Source organism: Colwellia sp. (assembly GCF_013215345.1).
In the GTDB taxonomy this organism is placed as follows: domain Bacteria; phylum Pseudomonadota; class Gammaproteobacteria; order Enterobacterales; family Alteromonadaceae; genus Colwellia.
Genome location: NZ_JABSOV010000080.1, coordinates 1 through 18996 on the forward strand (window position 1 = coordinate 1; position 18996 = coordinate 18996).

Below are 18996 nucleotides of genomic sequence, written 5' to 3' on the forward strand. Positions count from 1 at the left end.
GTGCTTTTAATAATGTCACCTTAACAGCAAGTTTCGATGAAAATGTAGGTCTACCAAATACAGCGCCTGTTGTTTACATCAATGGTCCGTATGCAGCCGATGAAGGTGTCGCAGTGATATTTAGTAGTGCTGGCAGCTATGACTCTGATGGCTCTATTGCGTCATATAATTGGAACTTTGGTGACGGCACAAGCAGTACCTCACCAAACCCAAGCCATAGCTATACGTCTGCAAATAATTATACCGTCACCTTGAGTATTACCGACAATCAAGGTTTAACGGAAACAGCAACAACTACAGCTAATATTAGTGCCACGACCACACCTGGTAGTAATGTGCCTGATATGTGTGCAGTACAAGGGCCACAATCAAGTGGTCAAGTACAAGCGGGACAAGCCATTTGTCTTGGTAATATCAGTACTAGTTGGTTATCCGTTGGCGATGTAAGCGGCCATAGCAGTATTGCCATCACTACAGGTCATGGTACCGGTGACTTAAGTATAGAGTTTAGTAATATGGGCTGGCCAAATGGTGCAAATCATCATGGTGCTTCATATAATGCGGGTAATAGTGAGTGTATTTACTTAACTAACTTATCTGAATACTGGGGATATATAAAAGTTACTGGTGAAGCGAATAATGCTTCCTTAGTGATTGATTTTGATACCAGTGGCTGTCGTTAAGGCTATTGATGTCAATAAAATAATGAAAGTAATACCAATCGGGCTAATTAAGTATTCACTTAGCGAGAATTAATCCGTTTGCTATAAACTGAACCGCAAGACAATAAAAAGCCAGAGTTTACTCTGGCTTTTTGTTATATCTAGTGACCCGTCCTAAATAAGGTGTTAGTCAATTTCTTCAATGGCAATACCAATGAGGTAACAATTATTACTTTCTTCTTCAATACGAACCACTCGACCACTAACATCCAGTGCTTGTACTTGGCTGCTAGCAGAATCTACTTTAACTCTTACCTGGGTAGAAATAGCTAATGGGTGCTCAATTTCAAACGCCATACCCGTCGCACTTAAATCTCGACAAGTAGCAGTAAGTTGACTGTTTACTTCGTCATCAATAACGGTAACAGTAACTTCACTATTCAACATCATGCGATAAAAATCACGTTTATCATCAAAACCGTTCATTCGCTCTCCAAAGCAGACTATATACAACGCTATTATTTATACTGAGCAAAGACAGAAGTGTCAACTAGTGCTGATAAAAAAGTAATGAATTTGTACAACTATCACCCCTCTTACCTAGCACTTCACTAACGATTAACTAAACCTAGCTTGCAATTGACTAACTATTGACTAGCACTTAGCTGTAATTATTACTTTAACCCTCACTGCCCTTCGCCACTTAGATTAAGAAAATCCCTTTAAATGACTGAGAATACGTTTTACTGATATCGGCGTCGCAGTACCCAGGTTTTGGGCAAATAAAGAAACCCTCAGCTCTTCAATTAACCAGCGGGTGTTAAGTAACTCATTCTCAACTGGCTTATCTTTGCGCTGCTTATTGATAATAGCTTGATAGGCGTCAAGCACTCTATTGACATCAATAAGTTTTAACCTGTCTTGGTTAGGGTCTATAGGCAGCTTTTCTAAGCGCCTTAACATGCCTTGTAAATAACGAACAATATCATCTAGCTTACTTAAACCTGAGAAGGTAACAAAACCTTTGAACACTAATTTTTCACATTGCTGCTTAATATCACCGTGAGATTGGATGACATTTAACGGTACGCTACCTTTCATTTTTTTAGTTACTTCATGGCGTAAACTTAATGCCCTTTCAACTTTAATAGTAGCCGCTAATACACAATCAGCAATTTCAGCCCTGACATAATCGCTACACTGACAAAACTGCTTTTCATCTCTAGGTAGTTGACCATCATTTTGCTGTTGAGCAAACTGCTGCACTAAAGATAAACAAGCACCTTGAATACAGTCTTGTAAAAGCTCATTGATTGAGCCAAAAGGATTAAAGTACAAACCAAGTTTGGCTTTATTAGGCAGTTTTTCCTGTAAATATTTTACCGGTGTAGGGATATTCAACAAAATTAGTCTACTAATACCTTTTAACATAGCGTCTTGTGCATGTTGCTCTTGTTCAAAAAGCTCAATTGCGACACTGCTTTTATGGTCAACTAACGCTGGAAATGCCTTAATGGTGATATTGGCGACTTTCTTTTCATAACCTTTTGGTAAATTGCCAAAGTTCCACTGGGTTAAATCGGCTTGCTCTATGCCTTTTTCTGCTACTTGTTTTATCGATGCTTTAACTTTACCTTGTAGCTCAGCTTTCAGGTCATTAAGGTCTCTACCCTGTTTTAATAACTTACCTTTATCATCTACCACTTGAAAATTCATGGTTAAATGTACTGGTAGAGAAATATCCTGCCAAGCTTCTTCGGGTAAACGCACCCCCGTCATGCGCAATAACTGTTTCGCTAACGCAGCTTGTAAATTACCAGTTTCACTTGGCATTGCCGCTAAACACGCTTGGGCATAGTTAGGCGCGGGGACAAAATTACGCCTTAATGCTTTAGGCAGTGCTTTAATCAAGGCAATAGCGAGCTCTTCACGTAGTGCTGGAATTAACCAATCAAAGCCAACATCTTGTACTTGATTCAATAAAGCAATGGGTACAATAAGGCTAATACCATCATCAATGTCCCCAGGACTAAAATGATAACTGAGCGGTAAAGTGATGTTGTCTTGCTGCCAAATATCTGGATAGTCTGCTTTACTGAGTTCAGCCGATGATTCATTCAATAAAAAGGCTTTGCTAAAGTCTAATAGCTGTTCATTAGCTTGCTTCGCATTTTTCCACCAAGCGAGGAAACTACGTTGGCAAATAATGCTATCTGGTAATTTATCACTGTAAAAATCAACCAAGTGCTGTTCATCAATCAAAAAATCTTTACGGCGGGCTTTTTGCTCTAACGCTTCAATGCTTTCGACTAACAGCTGATTTTTTCTTAAAAACTTTTCTTTAATAACACAGTCACCATTGACCAGTGCTTCGCGAATAAATATTTCACGGCAAGTAACGGGTTCAATAGTATTAAAGTTAATCTTGCGTTTACTGACAATACTTAAGCCATATAAAGTCACTTGCTCAAAGGCCATTACCGCGCCTTGCTTTTTCTCCCAGTGCGGCTCACTGTAATTTCGCTTAACAAGGTGTGGCGCGAGCGGCTCAAGCCACAAGGGGTCAATCTTGGCATTCATACGGGCAAATAATCGGCTAGTTTCTACTAATTCAGCTGACATTAACCACTTAGGTGATTTTTTAGTTAAAGCTGAACCAGGGAAGATAAAGAATTTCATGCCGCGAGCACCTTTGTACTCGCGATTTTCATCTTGTTGACCGATATGACTCAATAAGCCAGATAATAATGCCTGGTGGATAGGGGTTAATGCGGAGTCTTGCTCGTCTTCTTTTGCCTTACCTTCTACTGAGCCTGCTGCTTGACCTTGCTGATTACTCGGCATAGTAAAACGGTAATCAACGGATGTTAACGGTATTTTTTGCTCTTTAAGTGTCATCTTTAATTGGCTAAAGATATCTTGCCATTCACGTAAACGCACATAAGAAAGAAACTCACGCTGACAGAGCTTTCTAAATTGATTTTGCTTTAATTCTTTTTGCTGTTCGCTAATATACTGCCAAAGATTAAGTAAACTAACAAAATCTGAATGCTTATTTTTAAAACGATTATGTTTTTCATCGCTAAGCTGTTGTTTTTCGTGTGGCCTTTCACGCGGGTCTTGAATACTTAACGCACTCACTATAATCAGTATTTGTTCTATACAACCAAACTCAATGGCGGTGATAACCATTTTGGCCAAACGTGGGTCGATAGGGAATTTAGCTAATAAACGCCCTGATTTTGTTAACTGTGTGGTAGGACTTACCTGATTGCCTTTAGCTGATTTGTTAACTTTTTCTTTGTCAGGCTTACCTGCAGGCTCAAGCGCGGCAATTTCTTCCAATAAGCGCACACCATCGGTGATATTACGGTTGTCAGGAGCTTCAACAAAAGGGAAATTAGCAATATCGCCTAGATCTAAGGCATGCATTTGCAAAATAACCGTGGCTAAGTTGGTGCGTAATATTTCAGGATCGGTAAATTCAGCTCTACTGTTATAATCATCCTCTGAATATAAACGGATACATATACCGTCAGAGACCCGACCACACCGACCGGCACGTTGATTAGCACTTGCCTGTGAAACCGGTTCAATCGGTAAACGTTGTACCTTGGTGCGAGAACTATACCGTGATATACGCGCGGTACCCGGGTCAATAACGTACTTAATCCCCGGTATGGTTAAGCTCGTTTCGGCAACATTGGTCGCCAAAATTAGGTTGCGACCACTATGGGGCTTGAATATCTGGTTTTGCTCACTAATGGTTAAACGTGCATACAGAGGCAGAATATTGGTGTGGCGTAAATTCGCTTTATTAAGTGCTGCCGCAGTATCACGTATTTCTCGCTCACCATTAAGAAACACCAAAATATCGCCTTGCCCACACTCACTGAGTTCATCTACCGCCGATAAAATACCACCGATAATATCAACAGTTTGTGTTGAGGGCTCATCCGCGTCATCGACGGGTCTATCATTTAAGGGTCTATAGCGCATTTCAACAGGAAAAGTCCGGCCTGATACTTCGATAACTGGTGCTAACACGCCGGTTTTACTGGCAAAGTGCTTGGCAAAGCGTAGCGGGTCAATAGTCGCCGAGGTAATGATAACTTTAAGATCAGGACGTTTAACCAGTATTTGCTTTAAATAACCTAAAATAAAATCGATATTTAAACTACGTTCATGCGCTTCATCGATGATGATAGTGTCGTATTGACGCAGTAAGCGATCTTTTTGCATTTCCGCCAGCAAAATACCATCAGTCATTAATTTTATATAACTGCGCTCACTGACTTGATCATTAAAACGGACTTTGTAGCCTACTTGGTCACCTAGCTTGGTACCTAACTCTTCGGCAATTCGGTTCGCCACAGTTCTCGCGGCGATACGTCTAGGTTGAGTATGGCCAATCAGACCATCAACGCCACGACCAAGTTCAAGACAAATTTTGGGGATTTGTGTGGTTTTTCCTGAGCCAGTTTCGCCAGCAATAATAACCACTTGGTTAGCTTGAATGGCTTGCGCTATTTGCTTAGCATTATCTGCAATAGGTAAACCAGCGGGATAGCTTATTTTTGGTAAATCACGGATTTTTTGTTTTTTATCGGCAATTGATTCTAAAATATGTTGTTGTAACTGCTCAACTAGCTTTATTTGCTTGGCTGATAACGCCAGCTGCCCTAATTCAGCCTGATTCATAGAACCAGCCTCTTTAGTTATTGTTTTCTTAAGGTTAGTTAACCTTTTTATGAAGCGCCCCACATCACATTTTTTGGCTTGCGGCAATAAATCAAAAAGTTTTTTTATATGGGAAAATACTGTAATAGCGGACTCAATCGAAACAGACAAAACAAACTCGGATAGAAAATAAAAAGGCTATTTTAACAGTAAAGCCTGATAATTACAGCGAGTAAAGCATTAAAAATAGTAAGAATATCGACAGAAATTTAAAAAGATGTCTCTGTCACGGTGAAGTGAGTGCCTACAGTGGCAACACGGAAAACGGGGGGCTGCGTACTTATATTTTTAGTTAGTCACTTACGAGCAAACTTGTGACTTTAGGAAAAACATGCAAAAAAGCTGTCGCTAAGTCAGAATCCTCTAGTAAGTTTGCAAAGTTTAAACAGATAAATCTACTAAGCGGCCTTTTCGATCATCGGCATCATTTCGGCTTGACTCTGCAGCTCTACTTTCTTGAACTTGCCGATTCGATTCTTGTTGTTGTTCTTTAATACGCTGATCGTCTTGCTGACTAGCCACTTGTTGACGCTGTTGTTGCAGCACTTGAGCTACCGAGCTATTACCTTCGATTGGCGAAACCATTTTAGCCTCCAAATTTATTTAAACAGTCAAAACAGTCAAATAATATGTGCTATCTCTACTTACTATTATAGCAGTATAGGTCAACAAAACTAACCTAGTCCCCTAGTAACTTCTCGAGGAACTTTCCGGTAGTTATGAGTTTGATCATAATAAATAGTCTTTATTTAAGAAAATAAAAATAACCTCCTGTACCACAGGGAAAATCAATAGAAAAAGGTATTTTGCGTATAACAAGGGTAATAATACCGAGCTAACAATAAGTAAGGCATATAAGCACATCACTAATAACTGACTCTTAGCGAAAGCAAAAGCGGCAACGAAACCTCCTACTAGGCCAAAATTATCCAAACGAGCTATAAAACAAGGTAATACATCAACAATCATAGATAGCAGCGCAAATAGCCAGGCGGACTTTTTATTTTACTCTTTGCCTACTCTTTCTTTGCCTTAGCCTTTTTCATCGTTAAATCTCGAATGCCGATTAGATTACCAATCAGCATCAAACCACCGCCAATAAGCAAGGACAACTCGAATGCTTCACTATAAAAAACCACGCCAACCATGGCAATTAACGGCAGTCTGAAAAAATCGAGGGTAATGATGGTAGTGACTTCAGCATACTGCATTGCCTTAGCTAAACAAAAATGTGCTGACAATGCGCTTAGACCAATAACGACCAGCCAAAGCCACTGCTCACCTTGTGGCCAAACCCAAGCTGACAATGATAATGCCAAGCCAATAGGTAATTGAATAAGGCACATAAAAAGTAAAATAGTTAAAGGTGACTCTGTTTTTGCTAAAGACTTGGTGGTGGTGTGTGATATAGCAAAACAAATGGCTGAGCCCAGTACCACAATAGCAGCATAATCAATTAAGGCATAACCTGGTTGTACAATAGCAATAACACCTAAGGTACCAAGAAATATAGCTATCAGTTTATTTGCGGTTACTTTTTCATTAAGAAAAAAGCTGGCAATTAACAAGGTCCAAATAGGCACAGTGAACTCTAACGCGAACACTTCTGCCAGTGGTAATAAGCCAATACCAAAAAACCAGCCGTATTGGGCAAGAAAATGAAAAATATTACGAAACAAATGTAGTTTCACCACCGGGTAACGTGGTTGATTAAGTACTGCCTTTAAACGCTGATCTTTAAAAAATCGTGACCGAATAAAGTAAACCCCCAATAGGAACACTAAGCCAATAGCACTGCGGATAGCCAGAGATTGAGCAATACTAAGCTCACCACTTAGCTCTCGAGCACCGATAGCAAGGATACAAAAGGAGGCTAATGCCCCTATCATCCATAAAAAGAGCGCCATATTAGTTAAGCACTATTATTTTTAGCAGCAAAAGCTAGCGCTCAACAAAATCTGATATCAAGCAGTGTCGTCCAGACAGTGCTTGATATCAGCCCGCGTCCTGACTTAAGTGCATCAACAAAAGTAATGGCATTTTGTATTGCTACACTGAGCGAGCTAATAGGCAATATTGCAAATAAAAACAATTTAGCTATTAAAGATGGTAACTGTGCTGGTTTCATATCCGTTTATTCAATGAGCGACTAACCCATTGTTCACTAAATAAAATAGCGTTTAATCATAGTGGATATACTAAAAAAACCAAGCCCTTTTTACTTTACTGTCAAGATGAAAGGTTAGTTATAACCTAATTCATAAACTTGGCTTTCATCCTGATCAAATAAAGCTTCAGTATTTTGTCTACAACCTAGTTCATCCCTGCCATCTTCTTGAATAATTATTTTAACATCTTGCTGATAAGCCTCTAGCATTGCCGCGGTCATTATCACCCGTCTATTTTTCCTAATACTGTAATTTAACATAGTACCCTCAACTTAATAAATGGCTACGCCCGTTTCATTCTCTACAGTACTACTGCATCAAATGTGCCAAAAATCAGTCAGATTTACGCATGATTTCCCTTGCTTTTTTTTAAGTGAATAAAATGAAGTACTGAGATTTACCATTTTGCAAAACAATTGTTGCAAGGTGAGAGTCATTTTAAACGTTTATCTGTAGCAATAACTCAGAGTCTATATTTCGTAATATGGATTCCAGCCTCGAACAATTAAAAGGAATAAATAGAACACTTTAACTAAGCTGCACGTTAAATGAGCTTAGTTAAAGTATTGGAATTGCTAGCGGCTCATCCTTGACTAAAATAATGACAAGCTATGTTAGCTGCCATTAAACTGACGTTAGTTACTTCGGTCATTACTTCATTAGTGATGCCGTTCGCTACACTTGTCGTTTCTCCGGTAGCAATTCCGTTAATTACTTAGGTAATAAGACCTTTAATAATGACTTATGGATTATTAGCCTTGTGTGCAATTTTTTTCTCTGTGGCTTTTAACGCATTCTCATGCCAATACTGCCAGTGCATATGCAATTCATCTTCGGTTAAATGCGCTGGTTGTAGATAGTCTTTATAGGTATAACGATAAAATTGACGCGGCTTTTGTGGGTTATTATCTTCTGCTTCAGCGACATAGTTTTCATTATGCTCAACTAGCCACAAATTGAATTCATCATTAAACTTTTCACCTGACTCAGCTAATAATTTTTTGTAGCCGGCAAAGAAGTCTGTCTGTAAAAAATGGGCCATCTTTCTATAATCTGCTTGATGGTGTTCATTCATAAAACGCACCGCTAAATAGCCCCAACGATAAACCCTGTCAGTACCATCTTTATATTCAGTATTGAAAACATCCGTTAAGCTCGGCCAATCTTTTGCTTCAGTATCATTAACCAGCTTAAAGGCTTTAGGATTGTTATCTTCATTAGCCACATATTCAGCAAGTCCTTCAGACCACCACACCATATGGCTAGGAAAGTGATTAAAGGTGTCGTATTTTACGAAGCGACCGTCTAAGTAATGGACAAATTCATGGTTAAGATTCCACACGGCAAACTCAGGTCTAAGCCAGAAGTGTTCGAATGAATAGAAAGTAGCGATATTATCGGGGTCTTGGGTAGTGCCCTCAATGTACATGCCACCATTATCGGTATTAATATCAAAAACTAATTGGCCGTACTTATTATATTCTGCGTGATTATCAAAAATTACCACACGTAATTTATCATTAAAATCGTTAGCTACTGGCTCATTATTGGTTGCTAAGATGTCATGAAAATGACTTTCTTGAGAAATTAGTTTCTGACAAGAATCGTTTAATTGCGCTAAAGACATGGCTTGGGTCAGAATATAAATTCGGTCTGAACACTCATGATTAATAGGCAAGGCTTGCTCTATCGATGGTGCTATACAACGCCCCTCAAGAGTGCCCTCTTCACATTCAGACTTTCCTCGAAAAGTATTAACCACATAAGGCACACTAAACAGCGTTTTGCTTTGCTGTTGTGTTACTTGCTTGTCCGTATTTATCGCAGCCCAAACACTGTTATCAAGGGCATGCATTTTAGCTTCAACATCAAGGGATAATTCATCATCATCTAAACGCTTTTGATCATCGGCTGAGCGCTGATAATATTCATTCCAGTACTCTTTATTATATAAATTATAATATTGGGCCAATGCCCATAACGCGTGTTGTTTAGGCCAGTCATTATTAGCTAAGGTATTATTTTTAGCGGTAATCAATTGTATTAGCGCCTGCTGTAATTCATCCTCTCCCAATACGGCTTGAGTAAATACACTTTCATTTTTTCTACGTGCTTCATAAGGCAAAATAGCGCCCGCACGTAATATTTCCCACAAGGCATAATCAATTGCCTTATTATTTTCTTTGTCATTTGTTAGAGACGTATTGGATAAATCGGCACTCGCATAAAGGTTTATTAACTGACTTAACGGTTTCACTTGCTCAGCAGTAAAAGGCTGTAATGGCGCTAAGAAATATAACCGGTATAAAGCCACAGCGTAGTTTTCATGTAAACGTGCGGTAGTTGCATTCACTGCAAAGAATCCCGGCATATTGTACAAATCAGTCAAGGCATTGTTTACCGATTCTGCGGTATGTTCAGACCAGTTTTTATCAGTACCAAAACTACTATAAATACGTAAATAGAAAGTAAGTTTTTCCAACTTCTCACTATTTAATTCGCCTTTTAACGCTTCGATTGAAATGGCTTCAGCAACCGCTTTAAGCATACCAGCTTGATAATGGTTAAAATCTTGACTCCACAATTGCTCAACATCCGTAGCTAACACTTGGGCAACTCTAGCGTCGACTTGCCCCGCTACTGAGCTGATACTTTCTTGCTGTTCGACTGTGGTAGGAAAGCTATTACTGCAAGCTGAAATGACCGAAGCAATAGCAACGGCGGCAAGTGTCATTGAAAATTTATACATGTGGAAATCTTTATTGTTTAAATAATAAAAACATTATTGCATACAATATACCAGCGTACACTAACTATTTAGCTCAGTTATTTTGCTCTAATAAGCCGCTTTAAAAATCAATACAGCATGTACTAGTGACTCATTTTGATTATTAAAAGCGCCTTGAACCGATAACTATTAACTGTTTCATACTAATCAGTTAATATTCGACTCATTGACCAATGAAGAAAGTTACTGAAAAGCATATGAATATAGTTTGTAGCAATTGTTTTACTACCAATCGAATCCCTGATAATAAAGATCATAGTAAGGGTAAATGTGGCAAGTGCCAGCAAGGGCTTTATTCCTCAAAACCTATTGAACTCACTAACAACACTTTTGCCGCCTTTATTGAGCGCAATGACTTACCGGTAGTTGTTGATTTTTGGGCTAGCTGGTGTGGGCCGTGCCAAAACATGGCACCTATTTTTAGTAAAGTAGCGCAAGACTCGCCAACAATACTGTTTGCTAAAGTGAATACTGAGCAAGTGCAACAGATAGCAGCTAATGTGAATATTCGCAGTTTACCCACCTTGGTTTATTTTCATCAAGGTAAGGAAGTCAATCGTATTTCTGGCGGCCTTAATGAAATGCAAATGAAGCAATGGTTAGTGCAAAGCTTACAAAAAATCACTAACTAGATAGTTGTTCACTAAATAGATTACATATAAAAAAAGCCGCTATTGCGGCTTTTTAGTGTTCATTTAAGAATGATATAAGTACTTTGTTAAATTACTGTACTGGTAAAGTAATAGTACCTGTTGAAACTTCACCAGCTTTAGTCTCTAGAGAATATTCGAAACTGATAGTGTTCGTTTCAGTACTGGTGTTATCTGAAATATATACCCGGGTGTTCATTCGATAAATTTTTTGAGTTTCTTGTTGAGCAGATTTGACAATAACCGAACGATTATATGCTTGATTAATGATAGATTCATTTGCTGCTAAGCTAACAATACCAACAGTCGTTGCGTTTATTACCCCATCTGTAACCACGTAAAAATCCACAAAATCAACCGATGAAACCCCATTTCTGACTATAGAGATTTGACGCAACGTTAACTTCTGTAACGAATGAATATTCAATGGTAAATATAACTGAGCGTAGTTATTCCAATTAATAGGTGTCGATACATCACCTGCTGAATTGCTAGCAGTTATAGCGACACCATTAGAGGTATAATTTTCATTATCTAATTTAATATCAGCCGACGTAAATACTTCATCTATATTGGCATTTATTTCAAAAGTTAATGCATCATTATATATATCAGTACTTTCAAGGCTAGCTTTATTCATCACCGACTTAATATCATAACGATATGAATCAGCCGTGGTCAATGGGCTTAATGGCGTTACTGTTAAGCGAGTATCATTTAAACTTAAAGTAAAAGTAACAGGGAAAGACAGGCCTCCGGTAATTAATGTCGTGCCGGCAGAAATGTGGTCATTTGCATCAGCATCACCTTTTAAAACGGTAAACCCTTGGTCATTGGTTAATGATATATTTTCAACGTCCACCGCTATAGCTTGTGAATAGAAAACACTAAAACTAGTATCTGCTGGGTTAACAGCAGATGCAGCAAGTACAACTTCAAGTGGTGTTTCGCTTTCAAGAATCACTTGTGGAGCAAGAGCAAAATCAATCACACTAGTACTAGGGATGACGAAACAACAGTTATTATTACCACCATTTTTCGTAATACTTAAATTACCGTCGTCTAGCTTACTTACAGTAAACGCACTACTTTGATATTTATTACCCTTGCTTGTAAAAGCTGGTAATTGAAGACTTATAGTATCTTTAATTTGAGTATTTATTACATATTGGTTAGTTAATTCATCAAATGTACTATTAACAACACTATCTTCTATATAAAAAGTTGCATCAAGAAGTGGTTGTGCTGCGTCATCTACTAAAGAAAGCCTTATTTCAAGATCTGTAGACATTGGCACTTCATTAATATGTATTATTGAAAACTGCTTGGTGTTCGCAGACCCTATATATAAATCACGCCCGCGTAAAAAGTTATTAAGCTCCGGTAGATAATCGACCTCACCATCTTTATCAAAATCTAAGTTAGCACTAATGCTGGTATCAATAAATCTTGGTAAAGTGATAGTGTAAAGACCTGTTTCAGCATTAAATGTAGAAACATGCTGATATTTATAAGCCGATGAATTAGCTCCTGAATGAGAATAAGCAATGAACTCTAATGTCGGTAAAGCACTACTTGTTTCATTATCAATAACAGCAATTTCTATATCTACCGCTTCAGAAACAGCAAAATTACCAAAATCATCAATACCGTCAGTACTTCCATAAAAAGTTTGGGTAAAAAAAGTTCTTGAAAGGAATTTATTATCCGGGCTTGAGATAATGATATCTATATCTGAAGCTTGGGGTAAGCCAGTTAACTCAAACTCGCCATTAGTTACTTCAAAATTGGAGATTAGCTCTTTAGAGCCAACTTTTACAGTAATTAAGGCATTATCGACCGGCTCAAAATCAAGTGCATCAACAACAACACCTTTAATATTTACGCTATTTTCGGATTGCTCTAATAACGCTATAACATCTGAATTGTCATCTTCAAGACAACCATTTAAAAATACTACAGCCAGCAGCGTAGTGGCAAGGTTTAGATATTTCAATTTAATATAAAGCAAAGGAAGCTAACACTATAATCGTTAGATGCATTCCTTTGCATGGCGGCACCTATTCATACAGACACCTAAATCGAGGGGGATTCTAACGGTAACAGCCAAATTACACAAGTTGTTCCCCATCGTAACTAGATGATTCTATGATATATCTCACTACACCAGGGATTTCATTCTGAGATTAATTGCATGAACTAAGCTTAGACAAATAGTAAATTTTCAAGCTTAACAGGGAATATGGCATTATTACTGATGTGATTAACGCGATGAAAGAACGAGGAGTCAGCTTTGTTATACAGTATGTATCTGTTAAGCGGATAATCAAATACATGAAAAAGTTGAATCTACTAGAATAATCTATGGTTCACCAGGTGTCCAATAGAATTATTATCTCAAACCGCAATAATGACGGGAGAACATAGTTTTTAACGATTAAATACATCAATATAGCAAAAGTATATAAAATCCAACATGCATCACTAAATAAACTGCCTTAGAGTATTGAAATCGCCCTCTAAGACATATGCTAGCAGCAAAGTAGTTTAGGCCAATGATGAAGTCCGTTTCCCTTACTGCTCTCACTTGTGTTTGATGAGTAAATTTTTATTAGTTCTGAATCTTTGCAATTGTCGCTGTTACCCGATCTTTATTCATCACCACGCCAGTCTGTAATGTTTGCCACTGGACTTTAACATCGTCTATGTTTACTGCTTGCCCAACTTGGATTACACCGACCATGCCTAAGGCAAAATGCGGTAAACACTTATAAAGATAAGCCCCTTCTTGCTTAAACTCTACTACTGCAGTTTTACCCATAGGCGTACTAAAAGCACTAGCCCCTTTTGGACTGACTAGAGACTGTGCATTATGAGAAGCATCAGAGGGGATAAAGCGCACTGTATCACCCAGTGCTATTTTCAAAAAGGCTGGCTCCATGATCATAGTTTGACCACTTGCATTGGCGGTTAACATTTTCACCTGATGCTCTTTGGCCACAAGTAAACTCGGTATTGTTAGTAATAGTGCAAAGGTAATAATTAATCGTTTCATTTTTATGCTTCTGTAAGTTGTTTATGAAGCATGGATGATAACAATTCTCATTAATGTTAACAACAATACATTAACAATGATGCATTAACAGCAGTGCTTAAGCTTAAAATGTTTGCCTTGATAATTTATTTATTGGAAGGTTTGTTACTAACTCAACAATATAAAAAGTAATAGCTTTCGGCAACCCAAGACTATTTATGTATTTTATACGGCAAGCACTTTGGCAAGAAGCTGCCGCTTTACCGTTAAAACTACTCCACTGTACCTTCACTCAATGCTAATTAGCTAGCATAGATCTCCGAATCTTTTAATAAGCGCCCTGATGCTCATCATTGACAATAAATATTGCGAGTTTCCAATCATTCTTATTGGCAGCTTTATATTGGCACAAAGTATGCTTTGTGATGTTCTTGTAGATAATAGATCTCAAACATCACAAAGTAACAAGTAAAGGACCGCTATTATGATGATCAACAGCAATTACGCTCAACAAGTTGCACTGGCGAAGTCTAACAATGCTACCTTAGTTAATTTTTCAAACACCACAGCTCCCGTACAAGCCATAGCCGGTGAACAAGACACGGTTACATTATCGGATAAAGCCTTGGCTATGATGAATGGTACTGAAATTAAAGAAATCGCGCCAACTTATGTAAAGCCAGAGACAGCAAAATCGCTACTAGTTAAAAGTGAAGGCGCTAAAAATGACGTTCTGCATACGTCTAAAAGCACTAGCAGAAAGGCTGATGTCATTTTTGATAATCGCTTTAATGAAATAATGCAAAATATTTTGGATCAACGCTTAGGAATCGATCGAGATAAGCTTGAAGAGATCGAAGCCATGATGGAAGAGATAGCTAACAATGAAAATATGAGCCCTGAGGAGAAACAACAGGCATTAGAGAAACTCGCTGAGATGCGCGAGAAGGTAATTGAGGAAAGTAGAGAGATAAGAGAAGTAGTTAAACAAACAGAGTAACTTTTTTAATAACCTCCTAAGCATTAAAGCTAACACTTTTTTTTTTGACTTTGCTTAGTGACATAGCCACATTTACCTGACAGCTAGTGCTAGAATCGCAAAGACAATATTAAGCTAGAAAGTGTTAACTGCTGATTTCAGAAGCGATAGACTCACTTTGCTCAGCACTTAAATCTAATGGAATTTCAACGATAAACAAGGTTTGTGATACTTTCGACTGAGAGTTTTTAGCTGACTCTAGTCTGATCTTACCTTTGAGTAACTGATGTACTATGTTGTAGGTAATATGCAAACCTAAGCCGATGGCCCCTCGACTTCTTTTAGTGGTGACAAAGGGGTCAAAAATAGTATTGACTATCTCTGGGTTAATACCACAGCCATTGTCTGTGTATGCTAACCGTAATGTTTTTTTATCTACTTCAGCATGTATATGTATTTTTCCCTCTGACTTGCCTTCAAAGGCATGTTCTAGTGAATTAGTGACTAAGCAAGTAAGTACTTGTAAAATTGAATTTTCATAGCTGAATAATATTATATTAGTAGGAATATCTGTATTGATACTAATATTTTTCTTTTTACCCAGTTGCTGCCAAATAGGTAAAATATCGAAAAAGCTTTTATCTAGCTTAAATTCAGCCATATTTTCCATTTGCTGATCAACAGAAATATAGCGAAATTGCTGTATTAAATTAGCCACTCGCTCAAAATTAGACATAGCTAGGCTTTCAAATTTATAAATAGTCTCTAAATTATTGTCCAGCTGCGATTTTTTGATATTGCCGCTATTAATTGCTCGTTGTATATCTTCTATAATTTCTTTAATAGATGAAAGCGCGGTAATTCCCACACCTAATGGCGTATTGAGCTCATGGGCGACCCCCGTAACGACACTTGCTAAAGATGCCATTTTTTTCGCTTCAACTAATTCATTCTGGGTATTTTTTAAATTCTCTATCGATTCAAAAGCCGTATTTTTTGCTGCGATCAATTCTTGCTCTTGGCTAGTCTGATCTGTGATATCAGTCCATGTTTGGATCAGTGATTTAGCAAAGGTTTTATTCTGCCTTAACATCCACCATCGACCGTCTTTTGTCTGCACTTTTAACGACATCGTATGTTCGCTGCCGTGGTTTATTAAATCTAATACATACATACGTTCGGCATCATTGGAAAACTTTAAATAAATAGTCGAGATACGGTGATACATACATTCTATGGATTCGCCCACTCCGACAAATTTAGCACCTGCATGACTAAAAGTTTCAGTGAACTTTTTATTTACTAAAATAACCATACCCTTTTCATCACTCAGGACAAAGCCATCTTGCATGTTATCTATCGTTTCAATAACCCGTTTATGGTTGGTTAAAGCCAACTCAAGTAGTTGCTTAATTCTTTGTTTATAAAAAAGTACCGCCATTAATAATGCCATTAACAACACCACACTAATAATAATGGCATAACTAATAGTTCGGTTATCTATACCTGCAGTTTGTATAGTACTGTCGGGGAAAAATAAGGTCGAAGCCATAGCTAAATAATGCATAGTTGCCACGGCAAAGCCAAAAAACAAACCACCTAAGATATCGATACCGCGCCCACTTAAGTTAAAAACATTAATACGACCCGACTTGATAAGTAATGTGGTAACAGCTAACAGCCAAGAAGTTAAAACTGACAAACTAGCGAAGACCACATCGTGTGTCATATAGGCTTGCATCGACATAGCACTCATACCAATAAAGTGCATAGAGGCAATACCAAGGGCAAGTAATAAACCCGTAAAGATAATATTGAGATAACTGATGTACAGTTTAGTGATGTTATGTAATACGAAAATAGCAGCTAATATGGCAGGTAAAATTGAAATCAAGGTAATAGTTAAGTCATAAAAAACCGGAATTGGCAGTGAAAAAGCCAGCATACCGGTAAAGTGCATACTCCAAACACCTAGGCCTAAGGTGGCACCAGCGCAAACTTTTAATAAGTAGTGGTTAGAGCCGACTTTAGTACGAATAAAATTAATGGTATTGAGAGCACAAAATCCGGCAATTGAAGCGACCACATAAGATAAAAACACCAACAGAGGATCATAACTACCTATCAGCGAAGTACTAGCATCTAATCCCCAGCTAAAAAAATGATTATGGTCCATGATGCTAATTACCTGTCGAAGATATGACACTTTCAACTATTCATCAAAGTATAGACGAGGGATATGAGTTTGCTGTGGAGTATGGTTACCATCGGGATCGGTACTTAACGTCACTGTAGTGCTACACAAAGCATAGCAATCACCCTCCACTGGCCTTCCATTTTATCAATCTAAGATGACCTTTTAGAGCCGCTACGAGAGAGTCCCATGAAGCTCAACGGATAGCATATTTCGTTTGTAGCTATTAGACGTATGAGAAATAGTCACATCGAAAGTGCAACTATTCATAAGGTAGGTTTAACACTTTTTGCTAAAGCTTCTACACTTAAAAATAGTAACTCCCACAAGGAAGATATCATGACTAAAGATATTTGGTTTTATGAGCCCTTTGATGCCGACGGATATTTATCTAATTTCGCAGATTTCCCTATCACTTTTGAACATCAAGAATGGCAAACCAGCGAGCATTGTTATCAAGCCAGTAAATTCACTGACAAGGCTATTATTAATCAAATTCAAAAAGCGACCACACCAAAAGAAACATTTGAACTAAGCCGGAAATATTCTGCTCAAATACGGGGCGATTGGTTTGATATCCGCTACCAGCGCATGTTGGACATTGTCAGCGCAAAGTTCACGCAACATACTCGGCTCGCCTATTACTTAGTTGCCACTGAAGAGAGGATTATTAAGGAGCATTCCCATAAAGATGATTACTGGGGCGATGGCGGTGATGGTCATGGTAAGAATTGTCTAGGTAAAATATTAATGCAGGTCAGAGAAGAGCTTAAACAAACCGCTCGTTTTTCATTATTACGTTATTCAGAATCAACCAAATTGCCGACTCAATTTGGTCAGTTCAAAATGCATGGCTTTTATGAACCAAACACTGGCCAAGAACATGTGGTATTGAGTTTTGGCAATTGGAAACAAGATGAAGCGGTATTACTTCGTATCCACTCAGAGTGCTTAACCGGTGATGCATTTTCCAGTTTACGCTGTGACTGTGGCGCGCAACTACAGTTTGCCATGAAAAAAATTGCTGATAATGGCTCAGGTCTACTCATATACTTACGACAAGAAGGCCGAGGTATTGGTTTACTCAATAAAATAAAAGCCTACAATTTACAAGACAAGGGCGCTGACACTGTTGAAGCTAATGTACTTTTGGGCTTTGAATCGGACCAACGTAGTTACTTCTTCTGCAAAGGCATATTTGAATTTTTTAATATAAATACCGTTAACGTAATGACAAATAATCCACTTAAGTTACAGGCACTCGATGAAATTGGTATTAATGTTAATCAACGGATACCTTTGAATGATGGCCATAACAGCCATAATAAGCATTACCTCACGACTAAGAAAAATAAAATGGGCCATATATTAACGATAGAGGATATCTAATCACCGTTCATGGTTACGGGTAATACAGCGATCAAGTTTACCCGTTAACTTAGGTATTATTACTTGGTGTTACGTTCCTATTTGGCATTACTGTGACTGCTACAACTAAAGGGGAGCAACCACTGCCCTCTCCTCTTTTTTACTATAATACGGAAATAAAAACGACCCTCCACTCCTAGAGCCCACAACAAAAATTAAGCAATACATCTATACTCAGTATTATTGGCTCATAATATAAGGTAGTCCTCTAATGAATTCGGTTAATTCAAATACATCAAACTCTATTAATTTGGTGCAAAAGACGATTACCAGCAATACCGCAACTCAAGTCATTGAGGCAAAACAATCGGGCACGCCGGTTGATATAGATGAAATTAAACAGTCTAACCAGC

14 protein-coding genes and 1 pseudogene are annotated in these 18996 nt (G+C 38.1%); 5 read left to right on the forward strand and 10 right to left on the reverse strand.

Features of this window, described 5'->3' with window-relative positions; genetic code table 11:
• Positions 1-683, forward strand: a 683-nt coding sequence (locus tag HRT50_RS12610) for a PKD domain-containing protein (protein ID WP_291615041.1), incomplete at its 5' end; no start/stop codon positions are given.
• Between the two features lie 165 nt (positions 684-848).
• On the opposite strand, the gene HRT50_RS12615 is transcribed toward HRT50_RS12610, so the two are convergent.
• The 7 genes from HRT50_RS12615 to HRT50_RS12645 all read right to left on the reverse strand — a co-directional run bounded on the left by HRT50_RS12615 (position 849) and on the right by HRT50_RS12645 (position 10319).
• Positions 849-1148 carry a PilZ domain-containing protein gene (locus HRT50_RS12615; protein ID WP_291615044.1) on the reverse strand — a complete coding sequence of 100 codons (300 nt, stop codon included), beginning with the start codon at positions 1146-1148 and terminating at the stop codon, positions 849-851.
• 222 nt (positions 1149-1370) lie between these two features.
• Positions 1371-5363: an ATP-dependent RNA helicase HrpA gene (gene hrpA, locus HRT50_RS12620; protein ID WP_291615046.1), complete on the reverse strand. Its 3993-nt coding sequence runs from the start codon at positions 5361-5363 to the stop codon at positions 1371-1373.
• A gap of 420 nt (positions 5364-5783) precedes the next feature.
• Positions 5784-5987: a hypothetical protein gene (locus tag HRT50_RS12625; protein ID WP_291615048.1), complete on the reverse strand. Its 204-nt coding sequence runs from the start codon at positions 5985-5987 to the stop codon at positions 5784-5786.
• Positions 5988-6131: 144 nt separating this feature from the next.
• A complete protein-coding gene (locus HRT50_RS12630; protein ID WP_291615050.1) occupies positions 6132-6371 on the reverse strand; it encodes a hypothetical protein in 240 nt (79 codons plus the stop codon).
• A gap of 47 nt (positions 6372-6418) precedes the next feature.
• Positions 6419-7309: a DMT family transporter gene (locus tag HRT50_RS12635; RefSeq protein WP_291615052.1), complete on the reverse strand. Its 891-nt coding sequence runs from the start codon at positions 7307-7309 to the stop codon at positions 6419-6421.
• 335 nt (positions 7310-7644) lie between these two features.
• Complete coding sequence (locus HRT50_RS12640) at positions 7645-7830, reverse strand: hypothetical protein (RefSeq protein ID WP_291615054.1); 186 nt, start codon at positions 7828-7830, stop codon at positions 7645-7647.
• Between the two features lie 482 nt (positions 7831-8312).
• Positions 8313-10319: a collagenase gene (locus tag HRT50_RS12645; RefSeq protein WP_291615056.1), complete on the reverse strand. Its 2007-nt coding sequence runs from the start codon at positions 10317-10319 to the stop codon at positions 8313-8315.
• Between the two features lie 236 nt (positions 10320-10555).
• Here HRT50_RS12645 and trxC point away from each other — a divergent pair, with 236 nt between their 5' ends.
• Entirely contained in the window at positions 10556-10990 is a 435-nt protein-coding gene (gene trxC / locus HRT50_RS12650; RefSeq protein ID WP_291615059.1) for a thioredoxin TrxC, read from the forward strand.
• Positions 10991-11081: 91 nt separating this feature from the next.
• Here the strand turns inward: trxC and HRT50_RS12655 are convergent, their stop codons facing one another.
• Entirely contained in the window at positions 11082-13019 is a 1938-nt protein-coding gene (locus HRT50_RS12655) for a hypothetical protein (protein WP_291615061.1), read from the reverse strand.
• Between the two features lie 600 nt (positions 13020-13619).
• Positions 13620-14063 (reverse strand): pseudoazurin, encoded by a 444-nt coding sequence (locus HRT50_RS12660; protein ID WP_291615063.1) that lies wholly within the window; start codon positions 14061-14063, stop codon positions 13620-13622.
• Between the two features lie 463 nt (positions 14064-14526).
• Here HRT50_RS12660 and HRT50_RS12665 point away from each other — a divergent pair, with 463 nt between their 5' ends.
• Entirely contained in the window at positions 14527-15042 is a 516-nt protein-coding gene (locus HRT50_RS12665; RefSeq protein ID WP_291615065.1) for a hypothetical protein, read from the forward strand.
• Positions 15043-15166: 124 nt separating this feature from the next.
• On the opposite strand, the gene HRT50_RS12670 is transcribed toward HRT50_RS12665, so the two are convergent.
• Positions 15167-17197, reverse strand: coding sequence for an MHYT domain-containing protein (locus HRT50_RS12670; protein ID WP_291615067.1), 2031 nt, complete (start codon positions 17195-17197; stop codon positions 15167-15169).
• A gap of 357 nt (positions 17198-17554) precedes the next feature.
• Here HRT50_RS12670 and HRT50_RS18865 point away from each other — a divergent pair.
• Both HRT50_RS18865 and ribA read left to right on the forward strand, forming a co-directional pair.
• Positions 17555-17977, forward strand: a pseudogene (locus HRT50_RS18865) (NADAR family protein); the annotation flags it as partial.
• The gene (ribA, locus tag HRT50_RS18870) at positions 17966-18604 is read left to right on the forward strand and encodes a GTP cyclohydrolase II (RefSeq protein WP_367238876.1); all 639 of its coding nucleotides are present in this window, start codon (positions 17966-17968) and stop codon (positions 18602-18604) included. The pseudogene HRT50_RS18865 and the gene ribA, both read left to right, overlap by 12 nt.
• The last annotated feature ends 392 nt before the right edge of the window (positions 18605-18996 follow it).

What these genes read in the sequence shown, in the direction of transcription:
- HRT50_RS12615 (WP_291615044.1), bottom strand. Translation starts at nt 1,148, where the DNA reads ATGAACGGTTTTGATGATAAACGTGATTTTTATCGCATGATGTTGAAT.
- hrpA (WP_291615046.1), bottom strand. Translation starts at nt 5,363, where the DNA reads ATGAATCAGGCTGAATTAGGGCAGCTGGCGTTATCAGCCAAGCAAATA.
- HRT50_RS12625 (WP_291615048.1), bottom strand. Translation starts at nt 5,987, where the DNA reads ATGGTTTCGCCAATCGAAGGTAATAGCTCGGTAGCTCAAGTGCTGCAA.
- HRT50_RS12630 (WP_291615050.1), bottom strand. Translation starts at nt 6,371, where the DNA reads ATGATTGTTGATGTATTACCTTGTTTTATAGCTCGTTTGGATAATTTT.
- HRT50_RS12635 (WP_291615052.1), bottom strand. Translation starts at nt 7,309, where the DNA reads ATGGCGCTCTTTTTATGGATGATAGGGGCATTAGCCTCCTTTTGTATC.
- HRT50_RS12640 (WP_291615054.1), bottom strand. Translation starts at nt 7,830, where the DNA reads ATGTTAAATTACAGTATTAGGAAAAATAGACGGGTGATAATGACCGCG.
- HRT50_RS12645 (WP_291615056.1), bottom strand. Translation starts at nt 10,319, where the DNA reads ATGTATAAATTTTCAATGACACTTGCCGCCGTTGCTATTGCTTCGGTC.
- trxC (WP_291615059.1), top strand. Translation starts at nt 10,556, where the DNA reads ATGAATATAGTTTGTAGCAATTGTTTTACTACCAATCGAATCCCTGAT.
- HRT50_RS12660 (WP_291615063.1), bottom strand. Translation starts at nt 14,063, where the DNA reads ATGAAACGATTAATTATTACCTTTGCACTATTACTAACAATACCGAGT.
- HRT50_RS12665 (WP_291615065.1), top strand. Translation starts at nt 14,527, where the DNA reads ATGATGATCAACAGCAATTACGCTCAACAAGTTGCACTGGCGAAGTCT.
- HRT50_RS12670 (WP_291615067.1), bottom strand. Translation starts at nt 17,197, where the DNA reads ATGGACCATAATCATTTTTTTAGCTGGGGATTAGATGCTAGTACTTCG.
- ribA (WP_367238876.1), top strand. Translation starts at nt 17,966, where the DNA reads ATGCAGGTCAGAGAAGAGCTTAAACAAACCGCTCGTTTTTCATTATTA.